The sequence below is a fragment of the Streptomyces endocoffeicus genome (assembly GCF_016741935.1).
GTDB classification, from domain to species: domain Bacteria; phylum Actinomycetota; class Actinomycetes; order Streptomycetales; family Streptomycetaceae; genus Streptomyces; species Streptomyces endocoffeicus.
The window spans coordinates 97,380-115,405 of sequence record NZ_JAERRG010000030.1; the positions used below are offsets into that span (position 1 = coordinate 97,380).

Annotated in this window: 13 protein-coding genes; 7 read left to right on the plus strand and 6 right to left on the minus strand. The window is 72.3% G+C overall.

Going from position 1 to position 18,026, the window contains the following annotated elements; translation table 11 throughout:
- The first annotated feature begins 177 nt into the window (after positions 1-177).
- Complete coding sequence (locus JK364_RS44425) at positions 178-1,890, plus strand: RNA polymerase sigma factor (protein WP_201857130.1); 1,713 nt, start codon at positions 178-180, stop codon at positions 1,888-1,890.
- A 493-nt stretch (positions 1,891-2,383) separates the two neighbouring features.
- On the opposite strand, the gene JK364_RS44430 is transcribed toward JK364_RS44425, so the two are convergent.
- Positions 2,384-3,364 carry a DUF3109 family protein gene (locus JK364_RS44430; protein WP_307841580.1) on the minus strand — a complete coding sequence of 327 codons (981 nt, stop codon included), beginning with the start codon at positions 3,362-3,364 and terminating at the stop codon, positions 2,384-2,386.
- 128 nt (positions 3,365-3,492) lie between these two features.
- Between JK364_RS44430 and JK364_RS44435 the strand changes: the two genes are divergently transcribed.
- The 4 genes from JK364_RS44435 (at position 3,493) to ilvD (ending at position 8,036) form a co-directional block, all read left to right on the plus strand.
- On the plus strand, positions 3,493-4,422 hold the full coding sequence (locus tag JK364_RS44435; RefSeq protein WP_201857131.1) for a Ppx/GppA family phosphatase: 930 nt from the start codon (positions 3,493-3,495) through the stop codon (positions 4,420-4,422).
- Positions 4,423-4,518: 96 nt separating this feature from the next.
- Entirely contained in the window at positions 4,519-5,364 is an 846-nt protein-coding gene (locus JK364_RS44440; protein WP_201857132.1) for a sugar phosphate isomerase/epimerase family protein, read from the plus strand.
- A complete protein-coding gene (locus JK364_RS44445; RefSeq protein ID WP_201857133.1) occupies positions 5,361-5,990 on the plus strand; it encodes a TetR/AcrR family transcriptional regulator in 630 nt (209 codons plus the stop codon). Before JK364_RS44440 ends, JK364_RS44445 begins: the two co-directional genes overlap by 4 nt.
- A 195-nt stretch (positions 5,991-6,185) precedes the next feature.
- Positions 6,186-8,036 (plus strand): dihydroxy-acid dehydratase, encoded by a 1,851-nt coding sequence (ilvD, locus tag JK364_RS44450; RefSeq protein WP_201857134.1) that lies wholly within the window; start codon positions 6,186-6,188, stop codon positions 8,034-8,036.
- Here ilvD and JK364_RS44455 read toward each other — a convergent pair.
- Positions 8,020-10,263, minus strand: coding sequence for a serine/threonine-protein kinase (locus JK364_RS44455; RefSeq protein ID WP_201857135.1), 2,244 nt, complete (start codon positions 10,261-10,263; stop codon positions 8,020-8,022). The two genes, ilvD and JK364_RS44455, sit on opposite strands and share 17 nt — an antisense overlap.
- Positions 10,264-10,338: 75 nt before the next feature.
- Complete coding sequence (locus JK364_RS44460; protein WP_201857136.1) at positions 10,339-12,711, minus strand: serine/threonine-protein kinase; 2,373 nt, start codon at positions 12,709-12,711, stop codon at positions 10,339-10,341.
- 146 nt (positions 12,712-12,857) lie between these two features.
- On the opposite strand from JK364_RS44460, the gene JK364_RS44465 reads away from it, so the two are divergent.
- Positions 12,858-13,190 (plus strand): SH3 domain-containing protein, encoded by a 333-nt coding sequence (locus JK364_RS44465; protein WP_201857137.1) that lies wholly within the window; start codon positions 12,858-12,860, stop codon positions 13,188-13,190.
- A gap of 118 nt (positions 13,191-13,308) precedes the next feature.
- Here the strand turns inward: JK364_RS44465 and JK364_RS44470 are convergent, their stop codons facing one another.
- Together JK364_RS44470 and JK364_RS44475 are read right to left on the minus strand one after the other, a co-directional pair.
- Positions 13,309-14,880, minus strand: a complete 1,572-nt coding sequence (locus tag JK364_RS44470; protein WP_201857138.1) for a SulP family inorganic anion transporter — start codon at positions 14,878-14,880, stop codon at positions 13,309-13,311.
- Positions 14,881-15,058: 178 nt separating this feature from the next.
- Positions 15,059-15,394 carry a hypothetical protein gene (locus JK364_RS44475; RefSeq protein ID WP_307841581.1) on the minus strand — a complete coding sequence of 112 codons (336 nt, stop codon included), beginning with the start codon at positions 15,392-15,394 and terminating at the stop codon, positions 15,059-15,061.
- A 361-nt stretch (positions 15,395-15,755) separates the two neighbouring features.
- Between JK364_RS44475 and proC the strand changes: the two genes are divergently transcribed.
- Entirely contained in the window at positions 15,756-16,565 is an 810-nt protein-coding gene (gene proC / locus JK364_RS44480) for a pyrroline-5-carboxylate reductase (protein WP_201857140.1), read from the plus strand.
- Between the two features lie 16 nt (positions 16,566-16,581).
- Here the strand turns inward: proC and trpS are convergent, their stop codons facing one another.
- Entirely contained in the window at positions 16,582-17,601 is a 1,020-nt protein-coding gene (trpS, locus tag JK364_RS44485; RefSeq protein ID WP_201857141.1) for a tryptophan--tRNA ligase, read from the minus strand.
- Between the last annotated feature and the right edge of the window lie 425 nt (positions 17,602-18,026).

Sequence of the window (18,026 nt, forward strand, 5' to 3'; positions counted from 1 at the left end):
CACCGGCCCGTCCACCGGCCCGTTCATCAGTCCTTCGGAGGGCGCCGGGCGCATAGCAGGTTGTGGCCACCGGAGGGGGACACCTGTCCCCTTATGAGGGAGATGGTCACCCGTAAGGGTTAAAACAGCGCAAGTGGCGCGAGGAAGTCTGCATCATCCGCCTACCGTCGCCGGGTGATGAGCAGCAGGTCCGAGCACTCGACACAGACCACCGGCGCACAGCGGGCGCGGCGCCGTGCGCCCCGCTCCACCACCACCCGCCCCCAGCGGCCTCCGGAACGCTACGAGCCGTACCTGGACGGCCTGTTCACCTACTGCCTGTCGGCCCTGTGCGAGCACGACGCCGCGGCCGTCGCGGTGGGCGACGTACTGGCGGTGGCCGAGCGCCGCACCGGCCGGGGGCGGGGCCGGGTGACCGCGGAGGGCGAGCTGTCCCGCCCGTGGCTCTACGCGGTCGCCCGCTGGGCCTGTCTGCGCAAACTGGCCGAACGCCGCGGCCGTACGGGGACGGACACCCCGGGCGACGGCGCCGGGGCCGAGCTGCCGGAGCCCATCGCCGCCCAGCGCCGCCGCGAACTGGCCGCGCTGGCCTGGCCGGAGGCCGCCGGGACCTCCGCCGAGCAGCGCGAGGCGCTCGAGCTCGCGGTGCGCCACCGGCTGGGCCCCTCCGAGGTGGCCGCGGTGCTCGGCAAGGACCAGGAGGAGACCCGCGCCCTGCTCTCCAGCGCCGCCTGCGAGGTGGAGCGGACCCGCGCCGCGCTCGCCGTCGTCGAGCTCGGCCACTGCCCGGTGGTCGCGCGGCTCGCGGGCGACACCCAGGTGCTGCTCTCCGCCGCCCTCCGCCGTGAGCTGGTGCGCCATGTGGACGACTGCCGCGAGTGCCGCCGGATGGCCGAGCGCGCCACGGCCGACGGACCCTGGCCCGGTACGGCGGCCGCGCCCGCCGCGCTGCCGGTGGTGGAGGCCCCCCGCGCCGCCGTGCACGCCGCGCTGCTGGGCGCGCTGGGCGGACGGCCCGCCCGCGCGGGCGCCGGGCCCCGGTTCGACCGGCGTGGCTTTCCGCTGGAGCCCCAGGACCGGGCCGCCCGCCGCAGCCGGATGCGCAGCCGCGTGATGACCACGACGGTGGTCGCCACGGTCGTGGCGGCCCCGGTGCTCGCCCTGTGGGCCGCCTACCGGGGCGCACCGCTCGCCGGTGACGAGCGCGACACGGACTCGGTGGCCGCCGCCGACGCGGACGGCGCGGACCAGGCCCCGGCCGGTCAGGACCGGCCCGCCCGGCGCTCGTACGAGCAGACCGGCAGTGCGCAGGACCGTTCCGGCACGCGGATCGGCTCCGGCCCGCGCAGCGCCGGGGCGGGCCGAGGGGCGTCGGATGTGTCGGTCGAGGTGATCGACGCGGACGGGGTGGTGGAGCGGCCGGGGCACAAGGGCGGCGAGCCGTCCCGCCCGGACGGCTCCCCGGCCGGTGGCGGCCGCCCCGGGGACGGCTCCGGACCCTCCCGGCCCGCGCCGGGGCCGGGGCGGCTCACGGTCACGGCCCATCCCGAGGGCGATGTGACGGTCATCACCCTCACCGCCTCCGGCGGTTCACCGGTGCACTGGTCGGCCTCCGCCGGGGCGCCCTGGCTCCGGCTGAACCACCCGGCCGGGGTGCTGCGGCCCGGCGACTCCACGACCATCACGGTCTCGGTGGACCACGATCGGGAGCCGGCCGGGCACTGGAGCGCGCGGGTCTCGGTGGATCCGGCGGGCGCGGTGGTGCTGATCGAGGGCCGGGGTACGTCCCCCGAGCCCACGCCCAGCCCCACGGGCCCCTCCGACCAGCCGACCCCGACCCCGAGCGACCCGTCGCCGACGCCTTCCGGTTCGCCCGCGGCGAAGCGCTGACGTGAGGCGCTGACGCGATGCGCTGACGCGTGGACCGGACGCGTCGACCTTGGCAGACCCGGTCACCCGGACCGGCGGGCCCGGACGCGCCGACCGGCGGGTCTAGTGGGTGTCCGACGGGTCGTGGTGCCTGCGGCGGGCTGTTCCCCTCCCCGCCCCTTCCCGCAACCAGGGGCTCCGCCCCTGGACCCCTGGGGGTGCGGGTCTGTGTCGATGTGCGGCTCCGCCCCTGGCCCCCTGGGGTGCGGAAGGCGCCCCGAAGGGGCGCGGGGAACTGCGCGACCAGCCACGATGGTGCCGCAGGCGGTCGACGGCGGGCCAGGGCACGGGGGCTCCGCCCCTGGGCCCCGGGGTCTGGGGCGGAGCCCCAGTTGCGGGAAGGGGCGGGGAGGGGAAAGACCCGCCGGGCACGGGCGCCGACGAAGCCGTCTCAGTGGCCGTACGCGCTGACGGCGGGCACTACGGGTGTGCCCAACACGTCGGCGCACCCGCGTCAGTCAGCCGGATCAGCCGGATCGGCCAGGTCCACCGGAACAACCGGGTCCACCGGAGCCACCGGAACGCCCGGGTCCACCGGAGCCACCGGAACGCCCGGGTCCACCGGAGCCACCGGAACAACCGGGTCCGCCGGATGCGGCGCCAGCACCGGCAGCGACGACGCCATGCGCCGCTCGCACAGCTCGACCAGCCGGTCGTACCCGCCCTTGCCCATCAGCTCCGTGAGCTCCGGCCGGTACGACCGGAACACCGGCTCCCCGGCCCCGTGCGCCGAGGTGGCCGAGGTGCACCACCAGTGCAGATCGTGGCCGCCCGGCCCCCAGCCGCGCCGGTCGTACTCGGCGATGGTGATCCGCAGTACCCGGGTGTCGTCCGGCCGGTCGATCCAGTCGTAGGACCGGCGCACCGGGAGCTGCCAGCACACGTCCGGCTTGGTCTCCAGCGGCTCGCGCCCCTCCCGCAGCGCCAGGATGTGCAGTGCGCAGCCCGCGCCGCCCGCGAAGCCCGGCCGGTTCTGGAAGATGCACGAGCCCTTGTGGCGCCGGGTCTGCCGCTCGCCGTCGTCGTCCTCCTGCACCCACCCCGAGGCGTGCCCCTCGTCGTGGAACTGCCAGATCTCCGGGGTCAGCCGGGCCATATGGCGTCCGACCCGCGCCTCGTCGTCCTCGTCCGAGAAGTGCGCGCCCAGCGTGCAGCAGCCGTCGTCGGCCCGCCCCGCCTGGATGCCCTGGCAGCCCTGGCCGAAGATGCAGGTCCACTTGGAGGTCAGCCAGGTCAGATCGCATCGGAAGAGCTGCTCGTCGTCGGCCGGATCGGGGAATTCGACCCATGCGCGGGCGAAGTCCAGGCCGACCTCGTCCTCGGTGCTCGGGGCGTTCTCGGCGCCCTCCGCCCCGGACGGCATCGGCTCCTCGGCCGCCCACTCCAGGGCGGCCTTCCGGCGTTTGTCCTGCTTCGCCTTTTTCGTCTTTGCCACGGTGCAAGGGTAGGCGCCTTCGGCGAAAAGCCGGAGGTGGGGACCGCGTACGTCCCCGGCGCGGCTCAGCCGCCGGATCGTGGGGGACCTGTGCATGACACCGAGAGGGGAGCAGTAGCGTTCACGCTATGAGACTCGGTGTCCTCGACGTGGGTTCGAATACGGTTCATCTGCTCGTGATGGACGCCCACCCCGGCGCGCGCCCGCTGCCCGCGCATTCGCACAAGGCCGAGCTGCGGCTGGCCGAACTCCTCGACGGGCAAGGGGCCATCGGCCCCGACGGAGTCGACCGCCTGATCGCGGTGGTCATGGAGGCGCTGGAGGCGGCCGAGGACAAGGGCGTCGAGGACGTCCTGCCGTTCGCGACCTCCGCCGTCCGCGAGGCGTCCAACGCCGATGAGGTCCTGGCCCGGGTCGCCGAGGAGACCGGGGTGCGGCTCCAGGTGCTCAGTGGCGCGGACGAGGCGCGGCTCACCTTCCTGGCCGCCCGCCGCTGGTTCGGCTGGTCCGCGGGGAAGCTGCTGGTCCTGGACATCGGCGGCGGTTCGCTGGAGATCGCGTACGGCATGGACGAGGAGCCCGTCGCGGCGGTCTCGCTGCCGCTGGGGGCCGGCCGGCTGACCGGGTCCTGGCTGCCCGGCGATCCGCCCGACCCGGCGGACGTACGGGCCCTGCGGCGCCATGTGCGGGCCGAGATCGCCCGGAGCGTCGGCGATTTCAGCCGTCATGGGGCGCCGGACCATGTGGTGGCCACCTCCAAGACCTTCAAGCAGCTGGCCAGGATCACCGGCGCCGCGCGCTCCGCCGAGGGGCTCTACGTGGAGCGCCGGCTCACCCGCCGGGCGCTGGAGGAGTGGGTGCCGAAGCTGGCCACCATGCCCACCCAGGAGCGGGCCGAGCTGCCCGGGGTCTCCGAGGGCCGGGCCGGACAGCTCACGGCCGGGGCGCTGGTGGCGGAGGCCGCGATGGACCTGTTCGGCGTGGACCAGCTGGAGATCTGCCCGTGGGCGCTGCGCGAGGGCGTGATCCTCCGCCGCCTGGACCATCTGCCCACCTGACCACGGAGCGTGACCGGGGCCGGAAAGCGGCGGCCGTTCAGCCGCGAAGGCCGCCGCGGTTCGGTTGCGGAGAGCAGCCGCCGTACGCTGTCCCTCGTGACAGAGCCAGTGGTGCGCATCCCGGATGCGAAGGTCGCGCTGTCCACAGCCTCGGTCTATCCGGAGTCGACGGCGACGGCCTTCGAGATCGCGGCACGCCTGGGCTACGACGGCGTCGAGGTCATGGTGTGGACCGACCCGGTCAGCCAGGACATCGAGGCGCTGCGTCGGCTCTCGGACTACCACCAGGTGCCGATCCTCGCCGTGCACGCCCCCTGTCTGCTGATCACTCAGCGGGTCTGGTCGACCGATCCGTGGGTGAAGCTGCAGCGGGCGAGGGCGGCCGCCGAGAAGCTCGACGCGTCCACCGTCGTGGTCCACCCGCCGTTCCGATGGCAGCGGGCGTACGCCCGTGAGTTCGTCCGCGGAATCTGGCGGATGGCGGACGAGACCGATGTGCGGTTCGCGGTCGAGAACATGTACCCGTGGCGCTATCGCGACCGCGAGATGCTGGCGTACGCCCCGGGCTGGGACGTCACCCAGGACGACTACCGCCACTTCACGATCGATCTGTCGCACACCTCCACCGCCCGTACGGACGCGCTGGAGATGGTGGACCGCATGGGCGACCGGCTGGCCCATCTCCACCTCGCCGACGGCCAGGGCTCCAACAAGGATGAGCACCTGGTGCCGGGGCGCGGCACTCAGCCCTGCGCCGAGCTGCTGGAACGGCTCGCGGTCGGCGGTTTCGACGGCCATGTGGTCGTCGAGGTCAACACCCGGCGTGCCATGTCCACGACCGAGCGCGAGGCCGATCTGGCGGAGGCCCTGGCCTTCACCCGGCTGCACCTCGCCTCGCCGACCTCGACCACCCGGCGGCGCAGGGCGGTGCCCGGTTCATGACCGCCGCCGCATCCGGGTCCGCCACGCCCCCGCGCAAGCGCGGCCGCCCGGCCCGTACGAGCGCCTCCGACGGCCCCGCCGCCCGCGACCGGATCCTGATCGCGGCGCGTAACGAGTTCGCCGAGCGCGGCTACGACAAGACCTCGATCCGCGGCATCGCCAAGGCCGCGGAGGTGGACCCGGCGCTGGTCCACCACTACTTCGGCACCAAGGAGCAGGTCTTCGAGGCGGCCATCGAGCTGATCTTCGCCCCCGCCATGGGCGTCCCGGACGCGGTGCACGGCAGCCGCGAGGGCGCGGGCGAGCGGATGGCCCGCTATATGTTCGGCATCTGGGAGAACCCGGTCAGCAGGCTGCCGCTGCTCGCCGTGATGCGCTCGGCGCTGACCAACGAGACCGCCGCCACGGTGCTGCGCGGCATGATCGAGCGCCGGGTGCTGGTGCGGGTGGCGGGTGAGCTGGATGTGCCGAACCCCGAGTTCCGGGCCCAGCTCGCGGCCGGGCATCTGATCGGGATCGCGATGCTGCGGTATGTGATCCGGATGGAGCCGATGGCCTCGGCGGAGACGGACGACATCGTGGCCATGGTGGGGCCGACCCTCCAGCGCTATCTGACCGAAAGCTGATCGAAATCCCGATCGTCCGGGCGTGAACGGGCCGGTCCCCGACCGATCGCTGACCGAGCGCTGATCGGTCCGTTCCGCTCCGTGAGCCGGCCGTCTCTGGATCCGGACGGACCATCCGGATCCATGGACACAGGCGTAGGCTCAGAAGACTCCGATCCGATCCGCAGGACGCACGTATCACGAGGGAGCCGAGCCGTGCCCGAGCTGAGGTCTCGCACCGTCACCCATGGCCGCAACATGGCGGGCGCCCGCGCCCTTATGCAGGCTTCCGGCGTAGCGCGCGAGGACTTCGGCAAGCCGATCGTCGCCGTCGCCAACAGCTTCACCGAGTTCGTGCCCGGCCACACCCACCTCCAGCCGGTGGGCCGGATCGTCAGTGAGGCGGTCCACGCGGCGGGCGGCATTCCGCGCGAGTTCAACACCATCGCCGTGGACGACGGCATCGCCATGGGCCACGGCGGGATGCTCTACAGCCTCCCCTCCCGCGACCTGATCGCCGACTCCGTGGAGTACATGGTCGAGGCGCACTGCGCCGACGCGCTGATCTGCATCTCCAACTGCGACAAGATCACCCCCGGGATGCTGATGGCCGCGATGCGGCTCAACATCCCGACCGTCTTCGTCTCGGGCGGCCCCATGGAGGCGGGCCGGGCCACGCTCGTCGACGGCACCGTCCGCAAGCTGGACCTGATCAACGCGATCTCGGACGCGGTCAACGAGAGCGTCTCGGACGAGGACATCCTCCGCATCGAGAACAACGCCTGCCCGACCTGCGGCTCCTGTTCCGGCATGTTCACCGCCAACTCGATGAACTGCCTGACCGAGGTGATGGGTCTCTCCCTGCCGGGCAACGGTTCGGTGCTGGCCACCCACACCGCCCGCAAGGCGCTCTACGAGACCGCCGGCCGTACGGTCGTGGAGATCACCAAGCGCTACTACGAGCAGGACGACGAGACGGTCCTGCCGCGCTCCATCGGCTCCCGCGCCGCCTTCGAGAACGCCATGGCGCTCGACATCGCCATGGGCGGCTCGACCAATACGATCCTCCACCTGCTGGCCGCTGCCCAGGAGGCCGGTCTCGACTACGACCTCGATGACATCAACGAGGTCTCCCGCCGGGTGCCGTGCCTCGCCAAGGTCGCCCCGAACGTCGCCCCCGGCGGCACGTACTACATGGAGGACGTGCACCGCGCGGGTGGCATCCCGGCGATCCTCGGCGAGCTGTTCCGCGGCGGGCTGCTGAACGAGGACGTCCACTCCGTGCACAGCTCCTCGCTCGCCGACTGGCTCAAGACCTGGGACGTGCGCGGCGGTTCACCGTCCGCCGAGGCCATCGAGCTGTGGCACGCGGCCCCCGGCTGCAAGCGCTCCGCCACCGCCTTCTCGCAGTCCGAGCGCTGGGACACCCTGGACACGGACGCCGCCGGCGGCTGCATCCGCGACATGGAGCACGCCTACTCCAAGGACGGCGGGCTCGCCGTCCTCAAGGGCAATCTGGCCGTCGACGGCTGCGTGGTGAAGACCGCGGGCGTGGACGAGTCCATCTGGACCTTCGAGGGCCCGGCCGTGGTCTGCGAATCCCAGGAGGAGGCCGTCGAGCGGATCCTGGGCAAGCAGGTCAAGGAGGGCGACGTGGTCGTCATCCGCTACGAGGGCCCCAAGGGCGGCCCCGGGATGCAGGAGATGCTCTACCCGACCTCCTTCCTCAAGGGCCGGGGCCTGGGCAAGGCCTGCGCGCTGGTCACCGACGGCCGCTTCTCCGGCGGCACGTCGGGCCTCTCCATCGGCCACGCCTCGCCGGAGGCGGCGTCCGGCGGCACCATCGCCCTGGTCCGGGACGGCGACCGCATCCGCATCGACATCCCCGGCCGCTCCATCGAACTCCTGGTGAGCGAGGAGGAGTTGGCGGCCCGCCGCGAGGAGCTCGGCGGTGTCTACGCCCCGAAGAACCGCGAGCGCAAGGTGTCCACCGCGCTGCGCGCCTACGCGGCGATGGCCACCAGCGCGGACAAGGGCGCGGTCCGCGACATCAGCCAGCTGGGCTGACGTTCCGTAGCCCGCTCGGGCTGACGTCCATCCCGGACGCCTCCAGGGTGTCGTACCCGTAGACCGTGGTCAGGGCGTCCCCGCTCAGCGTCAGCTCGGCGGGGACGCCACCGGGGTCCGTCCGCGCCTTGGTCCGCCACAGCACCCGGCCGTCCCGGCGGTCCAGCGCGACCACCCGGCCCGCGGCGGTGGCCAGATACAGGGCGTTCCGGCGCCCGGACACCACGGGCGAGCCCAGCCACTCCACCTGTGTCGCCTTGCTCCACAGCCGCTTTCCGGCCGTGGTGACGGCGGTGACCTCGCCGTTCTGCCGGACGAAGTACAGCGTGTCGCCCACCAGGGCGGGCGTGATCTGCCGGGCGGAGAGCCCCTCGGGCAGCTTCACCCGGCGCTGCCGTCCCCCGTCCGTGCCGAGGAACAGCAGATCGGTGTAGTCGTCGGTGTCGTGCTCGCGCTGCTCCAGATAGAGGAGCTCGCCCGAGCGCTCGGCGAGGAAGGAGCCCACGGAGACCGTGCCGATCCGCCGGGGCTCTCCCGTGGTGGGGGAGAGGGTGTAGAGCCCGCTCGGAACGGCCGGGTCGCCCCGGTCCTCCAGCGGTCCGCAGTCCGCGAGGGGGCGTCCGGCCACCACATTCGGGCCGCAGCTCAGCCCGTGGCCGACCCGGCGCGACCAGAGCGTGCGGCCGGTGCGCACGTCCACCGCCTGGAACGTCTCCTCGTCCCAGCTCTGGGTGAGCACGGCCGGGTGGTCCCCGCGCCGGAACACCGCCCCCTGGTCCGCGCTGCCGATATCGGTCCGCCAGACCCGCTCACCGTCGCTGGTGCGGTAGCCCTCCAGCCGGGCCGTGCCGTCCGACTTCTCCACGGTGCCCAGTACGAGACCACCGGCCACTCCGATCAGCTCGCTCGGCTTCGCCGACCGGTGCCAGGCGACCCGCCCCCGGACGTCCAGCCGGGTCAGGGCGATCCCGGAACCACCGCAGTACAGATCCGTGCCCGAGGGCAGACAGCGGCGGCCGGTCAGCTCGCTGACCGAGCGCGGAGCGCCATCGGCGCTGGTCACGATGTCGGTGCCGGGTCCGGCGAGGGTGCGCTGCCAGGGGCGCCAGCCGGACGGGAGCGAGCCGTTCGCCGATGAGCGGGCGGTGGGGCGGGCGTCGGGTTCGCCCTCGGGCCCGGACCCGGCCCGGAGGAAGACGATCGTCCCCACCATCGCGGCGACCAGGCCCGCGGCCGCGGCGGCGATCACCAGGGGGCGGCGCGTCAGATGGGCGCGGCCCGGCGCACGGCCGACTTCGGTCGGCACGGCGGCGTCGCCCTCGTCGCCCTCGCCGGTGCCGCCGTCCGCGTCCGTGACGTCCTTACGGTCGTCGTCACCGCCCTTACCGTCCTCGGAAGCGTCGTCACCGTCGTCACCGCCGTCCTCGGGCAGCGTCCGCAGCCGCTCCAGCAGCTCGTCCAGCCCGGGGCGCGCGGGCGGGTCCTTGCTCAGGCAGTCCGCGACCGCGTCACGCAGCGGCCCGGTCACCGCGTCCAGCGCCGGGGGCTCGTACACCACGTGATAGGCGGTCATATACGGGCTGTCCGCGTCGAACGGGCTCTGCCCGGTCGCCGCGTACACCAGCACCGTCGCCAGCGAGAACACATCGGACTCCGGCCCGACCTCACGCGGATCGCGCAGCTGCTCCGGCGACATGAACGGGGGCGTGCCCATGACCCGGCCCGTCATGGTCAGCGTCTGGTGGTCGGCCGCGCGGGAGATGCCGAAGTCGATGACGCGGGGGCCCTCGTCGGACAGCACGATGTTGGCCGGTTTCAGATCCCGGTGCACCACCCCCGCCCGGTGGATCTCCCGTAGCGCCTCGACCAGCCCGATCGCCAGCCGCCGCAACTCGGCGCCGCGCAGCGGACCGTCCGCCGCGACCTGCTCGGCGAGGGTCCGGCCGGGGACGTACGAGGTCGCCATCCACGGCAGCACGGCATCGGGGTCCGCGTCCACGACGGCCGCGGTGAACGCGCCGCTGACCCGCCGGGCGGCCGCGACCTCCTGGCGGAACCGCACCCGGAACTCGTCGTCGTCGGCGAACTGCTGATGCACCACCTTCAGCGCCAGCCGCCGCCCCGACGGCGACCGGGCCAGATACACCGTGCCCATCCCGCCACGGCCGAGCCGCCGCTCGAGTGCGTAGCCTCCGATGGACTCCGGGTCCCCGGCGCGCAGTGCCATTCCTGTCTTCTCCCACCGACCCACGATCCGGCGGTCACTTTAGGCCCGGCTCGCGCCGGGGGCCCGTGACGCCACTCACCAACCGGCCGGATTCCGCCCGTCCACGGCGAAGAGCGTGCCGTCCGGGGCCGTCGCGAACACCCTGCCGTCCGCCACCACCGGCGCGGGCATCAGATCCAGGTAGCCCTGACCGGCCGCGCCTCCGCGCGAGCGGGTCTCGCCGATCACCTCGCCCCGCCGGGCGTCCACGGCCAGCAGCCGGCCGTCCGCCGCCGAGAAGTACAGCCGGCCGTCCGCCGCCACCAGCGGTGAGGCGTTGGAGACCGAGGTCTCCAGGCGCCAGAGCCGCGCCCGCGCCGAGCCCTCGCGCGCGGTGTCGACGGCCACCAACCCGCCGTCCGAGCCCAGCACATACACCCGATCGCCGCTGGTGACGACACTGAGCGCGGACACCGGCACGGACAGCGCGACCCGCCGCGCCGCGCGCCGCTCCGGGTCGTAGCGCACCACGGCGGTGGTACTGGTCTGGGTGTCCGTCTCGGTCAGCAGCAGTACGCCATCGGGGCCGCTTCCGGCCGGGGTGAGATTGCCGCTGAGCGAGGCGTGCCAGCGCGTCGTACCGCGCACCGTGTCCACCGCCGTGACCAGCGTGTGCGAGCCGTCGCCCGCGGTGGTCACGGCGTACGCGGTGCGGCCGTCGCCGTACGAGAAGAAGGCGGGCCTGGCGTGGCCGGGCAGCCGGTGGCTCCAACGCTCCTTGTTCGTCGCCCCGTTCACCGAGGTGACCACGCCGTCCGGCGTGACCAGCAGCACGGAGTCGCCCGAGGAGTAGACCCCGCCCTGGTAGCGGGCCAGATCGCGGCTCCAGCGGACGCGATGGGTCGTGGGGTCGAGCGCCCGCAGCCGCCCGCCGTCCGGGGACACCGTCCGCACCAGACCGCCCGCGACCACGGGGGCGGAGATCGTCGCGCCGTCACCGGGGCGCCGCGCCGCGGACGGCCGCGACCAGACCACTCGGCCGTCGTCCGGATCGACCCGGGCGGTCTCGACACCGTGCCGGGCGCAGTACAGCGCGCCCGCTCCGTACGAGCAGAACGCGGGCCGCGCCCCCGAGCCCGCGGCCTTTCCGGCGGCCGGCCCGGTCGTCCAGGGGCGCCACGCCTCCGCGGTCGCCGCGCTGATCCGCGGGCGGCCGCCGCCGGAGGAGTCCGTGCCGTCGAACGGGCGCAGTGCGACGACGGTGCCCGCGCCGAGCAGTACGACGGCGGCGAGCCCGGAGAGGGCCCACCGCCGGATCCCCCGGCGCCGCGCCACGGGCTGGTCCGGCCCCGACTCGGCCTGGTCCGCGGCCGGTTCCGGCTCGGAAGCCGCCTTCACATGCGTATCGGGATCCGCCGTATCGGGATCCACAGGACCGGGATCCACAGGACCGGGACCCGCCGTATCGGGGGCCGCCGTTTCGGGGGCCGCGGTTTCGGCAGGGTCGGCAAGGGCCGCCTTCACCTGCGTATCCGTGGCGCCGTCGTCCTGCCCCCAGCGTCCACCCGGCAGCGAGTGCGGCTCCGGCGTCCGCTGCTGCGGCACCAGCGGAACGGGTCCGCGCCGCACCGGCGACCGGGGTCCGCGGACCGTGCGCAACACCGTCATCAGGGCGTCGGGCGTGGGGCGGTCCTCGGGGTTCTTGGCCAGACACCGCTGGATCAGCGGCAGCAGCTCATCCGGCACCCCCGCCAGATCCGCCTCGTCGTGCACCACCTGGTACGCCACGATGTACGGACTCTCGGACTCGAACGGCCCCCGCCCGGTGGCCGCGTGCACCAGCACCGACCCCAGCGCGAACACATCCGCCGCCGGTCCCACCGCCCGCGGCCGCTGGAACTGCTCCGGCGCCATGAACGGCGGGGTGCCGATCAACTTCCCCGTCTCAGTGCGCAGTTCGCTGTCGGACGGCCGGGAGATGCCGAAGTCGATGACCTTCGGGCCGTCCGCCGCGAGCAGCACATTGCTCGGCTTGAGATCGCGGTGCACCACACCCGCCCGATGGATGTCCCGCAGCGCCTCGGCGAGCCCCGCCGCCAGTCGCACCAGCTCGTCCGGCGCCAACGGCCCGCTCCGCTTGACGTGTTCGGCGAGCGTCGGGCCGGGGATGTAGAGGGTGGCCATCCAGGGCCTCGGCCCCTCCGGGTCGGCATCCACCACGGGCGCCGTGAACGCGCCGCTGACCCGCCGGGCGGCCGCCACCTCCTGCCGGAACCGCGCCCGGAACTCGGGGTCTTCGGCCAGCCCGGCATGGACGACCTTCACCGCGAGCCGCCGCCCCGAGTGCGAGCGGGCCAGATGGACCACGCCCATGCCACCGGATCCGAGGCGCGCCTCGAGCTGGTACTGCCCGGCGTACTCCGGATCCTCCGCTTCCGCGCCCGTCCCGGCTCTGTGCACCGGCGGCATGCCCCACCCCCGTGAATTCGGCCGCATTCGCGACTCGGCGAGCCTAGTCGATGACACGTGCGAGCCTTGTTAGCCTCCGCATGTCGTGTCACTTCACACGACATGTGCACAACTTCGGAAAGAAGTTCAACGGGGGAGGGGCCGTCATGGCCATCGAAGAGACCGCGGAAACAGCAGCCACCACCGGCGCCGCGGACGCCGTCGCGGACACGGTGGAAACCACCGCCGGAGCGATCACCTATCCGGTCGCGCCCGGCTATCAGCTGAACGTCCGCAGCGGTCCCGGCACCAACCACCGGCTGGTGAAGGTGCTGCCGTACAACAGCCGGGTCCCCATCCGCTGCCAGCGGCACGGCCAGAAGGTCTCGGGGCCGTACGGCACCTCGGATATCTGGGACAACATCGCCCCGGGCCAGTACGTCTCCGACGCGTATGTGAGGACCGGCAGCGACGGCTTCGTCACCGTGCCCTGCGGCTGACCCGCGGCCAGGGCCGGAGCGCGACCGGCCCCCGGCACCGCGAGTGCGGCGCCGGGGGCCGGGCGACGGAAGAGGGCCTCCCCTATATACGGGCCGTATACGGGTGACCCAGGTGCCGTTACGCCGGGATCCGCTCCTCCAGGGCGGAGCCCCGCTTGACCACCGCGTTGTGCCGCTCGGTCCAGGTGGCCAGCGCCATCTCACAGGCGTGGTCCACATGGCGCAGCCCGGTCAGATCGAGCTCCACCTCGCGCTCGCGGGGCAGCCCCTCCAACTCGTCCAGCAGCTTGGGCAGCCGCAGGAAAGTCGCGTTGCCGCGCACCCGGACGTGCAGGGGCTTGTCGCCGGAGCCGGAGCCGGAGCCGGAGCCGGAGTCGGCGCCGTCGCCGTCACCGTCGTCGTCCTCGCGCCCGGTGACCTCGACATGCACATGTGAGGTCTCCCAGGCGGTCTTGGCCACGGCCATCAGCAGACCGATGATCACGCCCTCGAACATATTGGTGATCACGATCGCGCCGGCGGTGACGATCAGGATGATCGCCTCACCCCGGTGGGTCTTCCACAGCGGCACCAGATCCTTGGTCGGGATCAGCTTCCAGCCGGAGTACACCAGCACACCGGCGAGCGTCGCCACCGGGATGACGCCCAGCGCCGAGGGGAAGAGCACCGCGAAGACCAGCAGCCACGCACCGTGCAGCACCCGCGACGCCTTCGTCTTCGCACCGGCCTGTACGTTGGCCGCGCTCCGCACGATCACCGCGGTCATCGGCAGCGCGCCGAGCAGACCGCACACCGTGTTGCCCGCGCCCTGCGCCATCAGCTCCTTGTCGTAGTCGGTGCGCGGACCGTCGTGCAGCCGGTCCACGGCCGCGGCGCTGAACAGGCTCTCGGCGGAGGCGATCAGCGTGAACGCGAGTACGGTGCCGATGACGCCCACCTCGGCGAGGGCCTGGAACTCACTGCCGCCGGGCGGCTGGATGGCGTCCAGCAGACCCTTGACCTCGACCCGCGCGATCGGCAGGTCGAAGATCGCGGTCGCGGCCGTGGCGAGCGCGACGGCCGCCAGCGGAGCGGGCAGCACCTTGGCGCCCTTCCGGAAGCGCGGCCACAGCACCAGGACGGCGATCGTCCCGGCGCCCACGGCGACCGCCTTCAGGGCGTCCGCGGAACCGGCCACATCCCCGATGAGTCCCGGAATGCTGAAGATCTTGTCGAGCCCGCTGCTCGGGGCCTTGACGTCGGCGAGCGCGTACAGCTGTCCGGCGATCAGCACCAGGCCGATGCCCGCGAGCATGCCCTGCACCACGGCGACGGAGATCGCCCGGAACCAGCGGCCGAGGCCGAGCGCGCCCATGGCCAGCTGGAGCAGTCCGGAGATGAGGACGAGGACGCCGAGCGCGGCGACGCCGTATTGCTCCACGGCCTCGTAGACCAGCACGGTCAGACCGGCGGCCGGGCCGGACACCTGCAGACTGCTGCCCGGCAGAAAGCCGGTGACCAGCCCGCCGACGATGCCGGTGATCAGGCCGAGCTCGGCCGGCACACCGGAGGCGACCGCCACCCCCACGCACAGGGGTACGGCCACCAGGAAGACGACGAGAGAAGCGGTGAAGTCGGCGCGGAAGGTTCCGGCGCCGGATGAGCCTGAGGTGCCTCCGGCACCACGGAAACGGTCAAGGAGATTTCGCATGAGGGTTGCCTCCAGTGCGCCCCGTCACCGGCTCATGGGCAGGCGGGGGCACGGCATAGCGCTACGTCAGTGGGATCGATGGAATCGGTCGCTGGCGGTTGAGATCGCTTGCTGCGAGACGCGTGAAAAGCGTTGAGATGTGCGAGAGACGGACCGCCGGGCCACGGCGGTGTAGCTCTCAGCAGCGGAAGATCTGGAGGATGACGGGCAGTTCGCCCGATCTCGACACCGGAACGGCTTGCCGTCCGGTGACCGAGGTGGAAATGGCGGTACGCGGCACCGGAACACCGGCATCGCAACCGCACACACATCCGTATTTGCCGCTCGGCGTGGGAGCGGTGAGCGGGGCCCTTCCGCGGAGCCCCTTGCAATCTTCAGTTCCGTGGCCGCCGTGCGTGGATACCAATGATTCGGTGGTCGGCCGCGGATCGGCTGATGCGGTGGCGCTGACCGTTTCGGGATGGATGACCTGCGCGGACGCGGAATCGGCCGCGATGAAGAGGGCAAGCAACACGGCAACCGCTGTTACCAGTGCGTGAGCGGTATGCCGGAACGTCCTCACCATCGCCCCCTTCCCGTACGTATAGACACCGAGCCCTATTGTGTCCATGAGACTGTGACCATTTGCAAGTCGATATGTAACCGACTTGTGAACTTGGAGTCATCGAACAGGACTGTTTCGTTCCGGGCGCCCCGGTTGGCGCGGGCGCAAAGCCGCCTGACCGTCACGCCGGGCGGCGTGTAAAAATTAATTCATCGAACAATGAATAATGAATTCATAAGAGCCATAGGGAATGCGCCACCCGTGCGAGGATGGCGGAGAACAACCTACGCAGCACACGCACCAGCCGCACAGGCATGAGGAGAGCCGCACCATGACGGAGAAGGTCGCCGTGCTCGGCACGGGAAAGATCGGCGAAGCCCTTCTCAGCGGAATGATCCGAGGCGGCTGGTCGCCGTCCGATCTGCTGGTCACGGCCCGCCGCCCCGAGCGCGCCGAGGAGCTCCGGTCGCGCTACGGCGTCGAGGCCGTCTCCAACGCCGAGGCCGCCAAGGCCGCCGAGACCCTCATCCTCACCGTCAAACCGCAGGACATGGGCGCCCTGCTCGATGAGCTCGCCCCGCACGTCCCCGCCGACCGGCTGGTCGTCTCCGGTGCCGCCGGCATCCCCACCTCCTTCTTCGAGGCGCGCCTGGCCGCCGGCACCCCGGTCGTCCGGGTCATGACCAACACCCCGGCGCTGGTCGACGAGGCCATGTCCGTCATCTCGGCGGGCAGCCACGCCACCGAGGAGCACCTCGCCCACACCGAGGCGATCTTCGGCGGCGTCGGCAAGACGCTGCGCGTCCCCGAGTCCCAGCAGGACGCCGCGACCGCGCTCTCCGGCTCCGGTCCGGCCTACTTCTACTTCCTCGTCGAGGCGATGACCGACGCGGGCATCCTGCTGGGCCTGCCCCGCGACAAGGCCCATGACCTGATCGTCCAGGCGGCCATCGGCGCGGCCGTGATGCTGCGCGACAGCGATCAGCACCCGGTCAAGCTGCGCGAGGCCGTGACCTCCCCGGCGGGCACCACCATCAACGCCATCCGCGAACTGGAGAGCCACGGGGTGCGCGCCGCGCTGATCGCCGCGCTGGAGGCGGCCCGCGACCGCAGCCGCGAGCTCGCCTCCGGCAACAGCTGACGGAGAGCCGCTCCGCTCAGGCGGGCGGCAGCAGCCCGACCGCCGCATACGCCGCGTCCACCCGGGGCCGGGCCAGCCCACGCGCCCGCTCGGCACCGGCCCGCAGCACCCCGTCCACATACGACGGGTCGGCGCACAGCTCGGCGTGCCGGGCCTGAAGCGGACGCAGCACCTCCAGCACCGCCTCCGCCGTGGCCCCCTTCAGCGCCCCGTACGAGCTGAACCCCTCGGCCAGCACCTCCGGCTTGCCATCGGTGCACGAGGCCAGCACATCCAGCAGATTGGCCACCCCCGGCTGCTCCGTCCGGTCGTACCGCACCTCGGTGCCGCTGTCCGTGACCGCCCGCATGACCTTCTTCCGCACCACATCCGGCTCGTCGAGCAGATAGACGATGCCCGCCGTCTCCGCGTGCGACTTCCCCATCTTCGAGGTCGGGTCCTGCAGATCCATCACCCGCGCCGAGACCCGCGGATTGGTGGCCCGGGGCACGGTGAAGACCGGTCCGTACCGCTGGTTGAACCGCTGCGCCAGATCCCGGGCCAGCTCCACATGCTGCGTCTGGTCCTCGCCGACCGGCACCTCATGCGTTCCGTAGCCGAGGATGTCGGCGGCCATCAGCGCCGGATAGGTGAGCAGCGACAGCCGTACGCTGCCCCCTCTCGCCTGCTCCCGCGCGGCCTTCTCCTTGTACTGGATCATCCGCCGCATCTCGCCGTCGGTGGCCGTGCACTCCATGAGATAGGACAGCCGCGCGTGCTCATCCACATGGCTCTGCACGAACAGCGTGCAGCGCTCGGGGTCGAGCCCCGAGGCGAGCAGCAGCGTGGCGGCCTGCCGGGTGAGCCGCCGCACCCGCGCCGGATCGTGCTCCACGGTGAGCGCGTGCAGATCGACGACGCAGAACAGCGCGTCGGCACGGTGCTGGTCCTCCTGAACCCACCGGCGCACGGCCCCGAGGTAGTTCCCGAGGGTCAGATGCCCGCTCGGTTTGATCCCACTGAAGATCCGGCGCCGAGCCGTCTTCGTCCCTGTCATCTCTCCGCGTCTCCCGCTGTGTCGGGACCGCCGACCCGGTCGGCCGGGATTCGCGGGAGGGAGAAACGCGAACGGCCGCCGGAGCGGCGGCCGTGGTTGCGCATGTGGATAGGGGCGGCCGCCGTCAGGCGGCCCACCACCGTGGGTGAACACATGCGCTCGTCATGCCATGGACAGTACGCCCTGACGGGGGGTCCGGCCATGGGTTTGGTGGTCCTCGGGGCGTCGTGTAGTGTTCACCGGGTTGCCACGGAGCCCTGCGGGGAAAACGCGACAACCACTTGAGCCGCACCGGCGGCAAACCACTACTGCACGGCCCCTCATCGGGATGGATTTCGGCATGCCGGAATTCGGACCGGGGAACTCGATTATGAGCATCCGGGGGAATCCGCTAAAGTAGTGAACACGCCGGAAGGCGCGAAAGA

Bases quoted from the DNA above. Each gene is read 5' to 3' on its own strand.
- JK364_RS44425 (WP_201857130.1), top strand. From the start codon at position 178: ATGAGCAGCAGGTCCGAGCACTCGACACAGACCACCGGCGCACAGCGG.
- JK364_RS44435 (WP_201857131.1), top strand. From the start codon at position 3,493: ATGAGACTCGGTGTCCTCGACGTGGGTTCGAATACGGTTCATCTGCTC.
- JK364_RS44445 (WP_201857133.1), top strand. From the start codon at position 5,361: ATGACCGCCGCCGCATCCGGGTCCGCCACGCCCCCGCGCAAGCGCGGC.
- JK364_RS44455 (WP_201857135.1), bottom strand. From the start codon at position 10,263: ATGGCACTGCGCGCCGGGGACCCGGAGTCCATCGGAGGCTACGCACTC.
- JK364_RS44460 (WP_201857136.1), bottom strand. From the start codon at position 12,711: ATGCCGCCGGTGCACAGAGCCGGGACGGGCGCGGAAGCGGAGGATCCG.
- JK364_RS44465 (WP_201857137.1), top strand. From the start codon at position 12,858: ATGGCCATCGAAGAGACCGCGGAAACAGCAGCCACCACCGGCGCCGCG.
- JK364_RS44470 (WP_201857138.1), bottom strand. From the start codon at position 14,880: ATGCGAAATCTCCTTGACCGTTTCCGTGGTGCCGGAGGCACCTCAGGC.
- proC (WP_201857140.1), top strand. From the start codon at position 15,756: ATGACGGAGAAGGTCGCCGTGCTCGGCACGGGAAAGATCGGCGAAGCC.
- trpS (WP_201857141.1), bottom strand. From the start codon at position 17,601: ATGACAGGGACGAAGACGGCTCGGCGCCGGATCTTCAGTGGGATCAAA.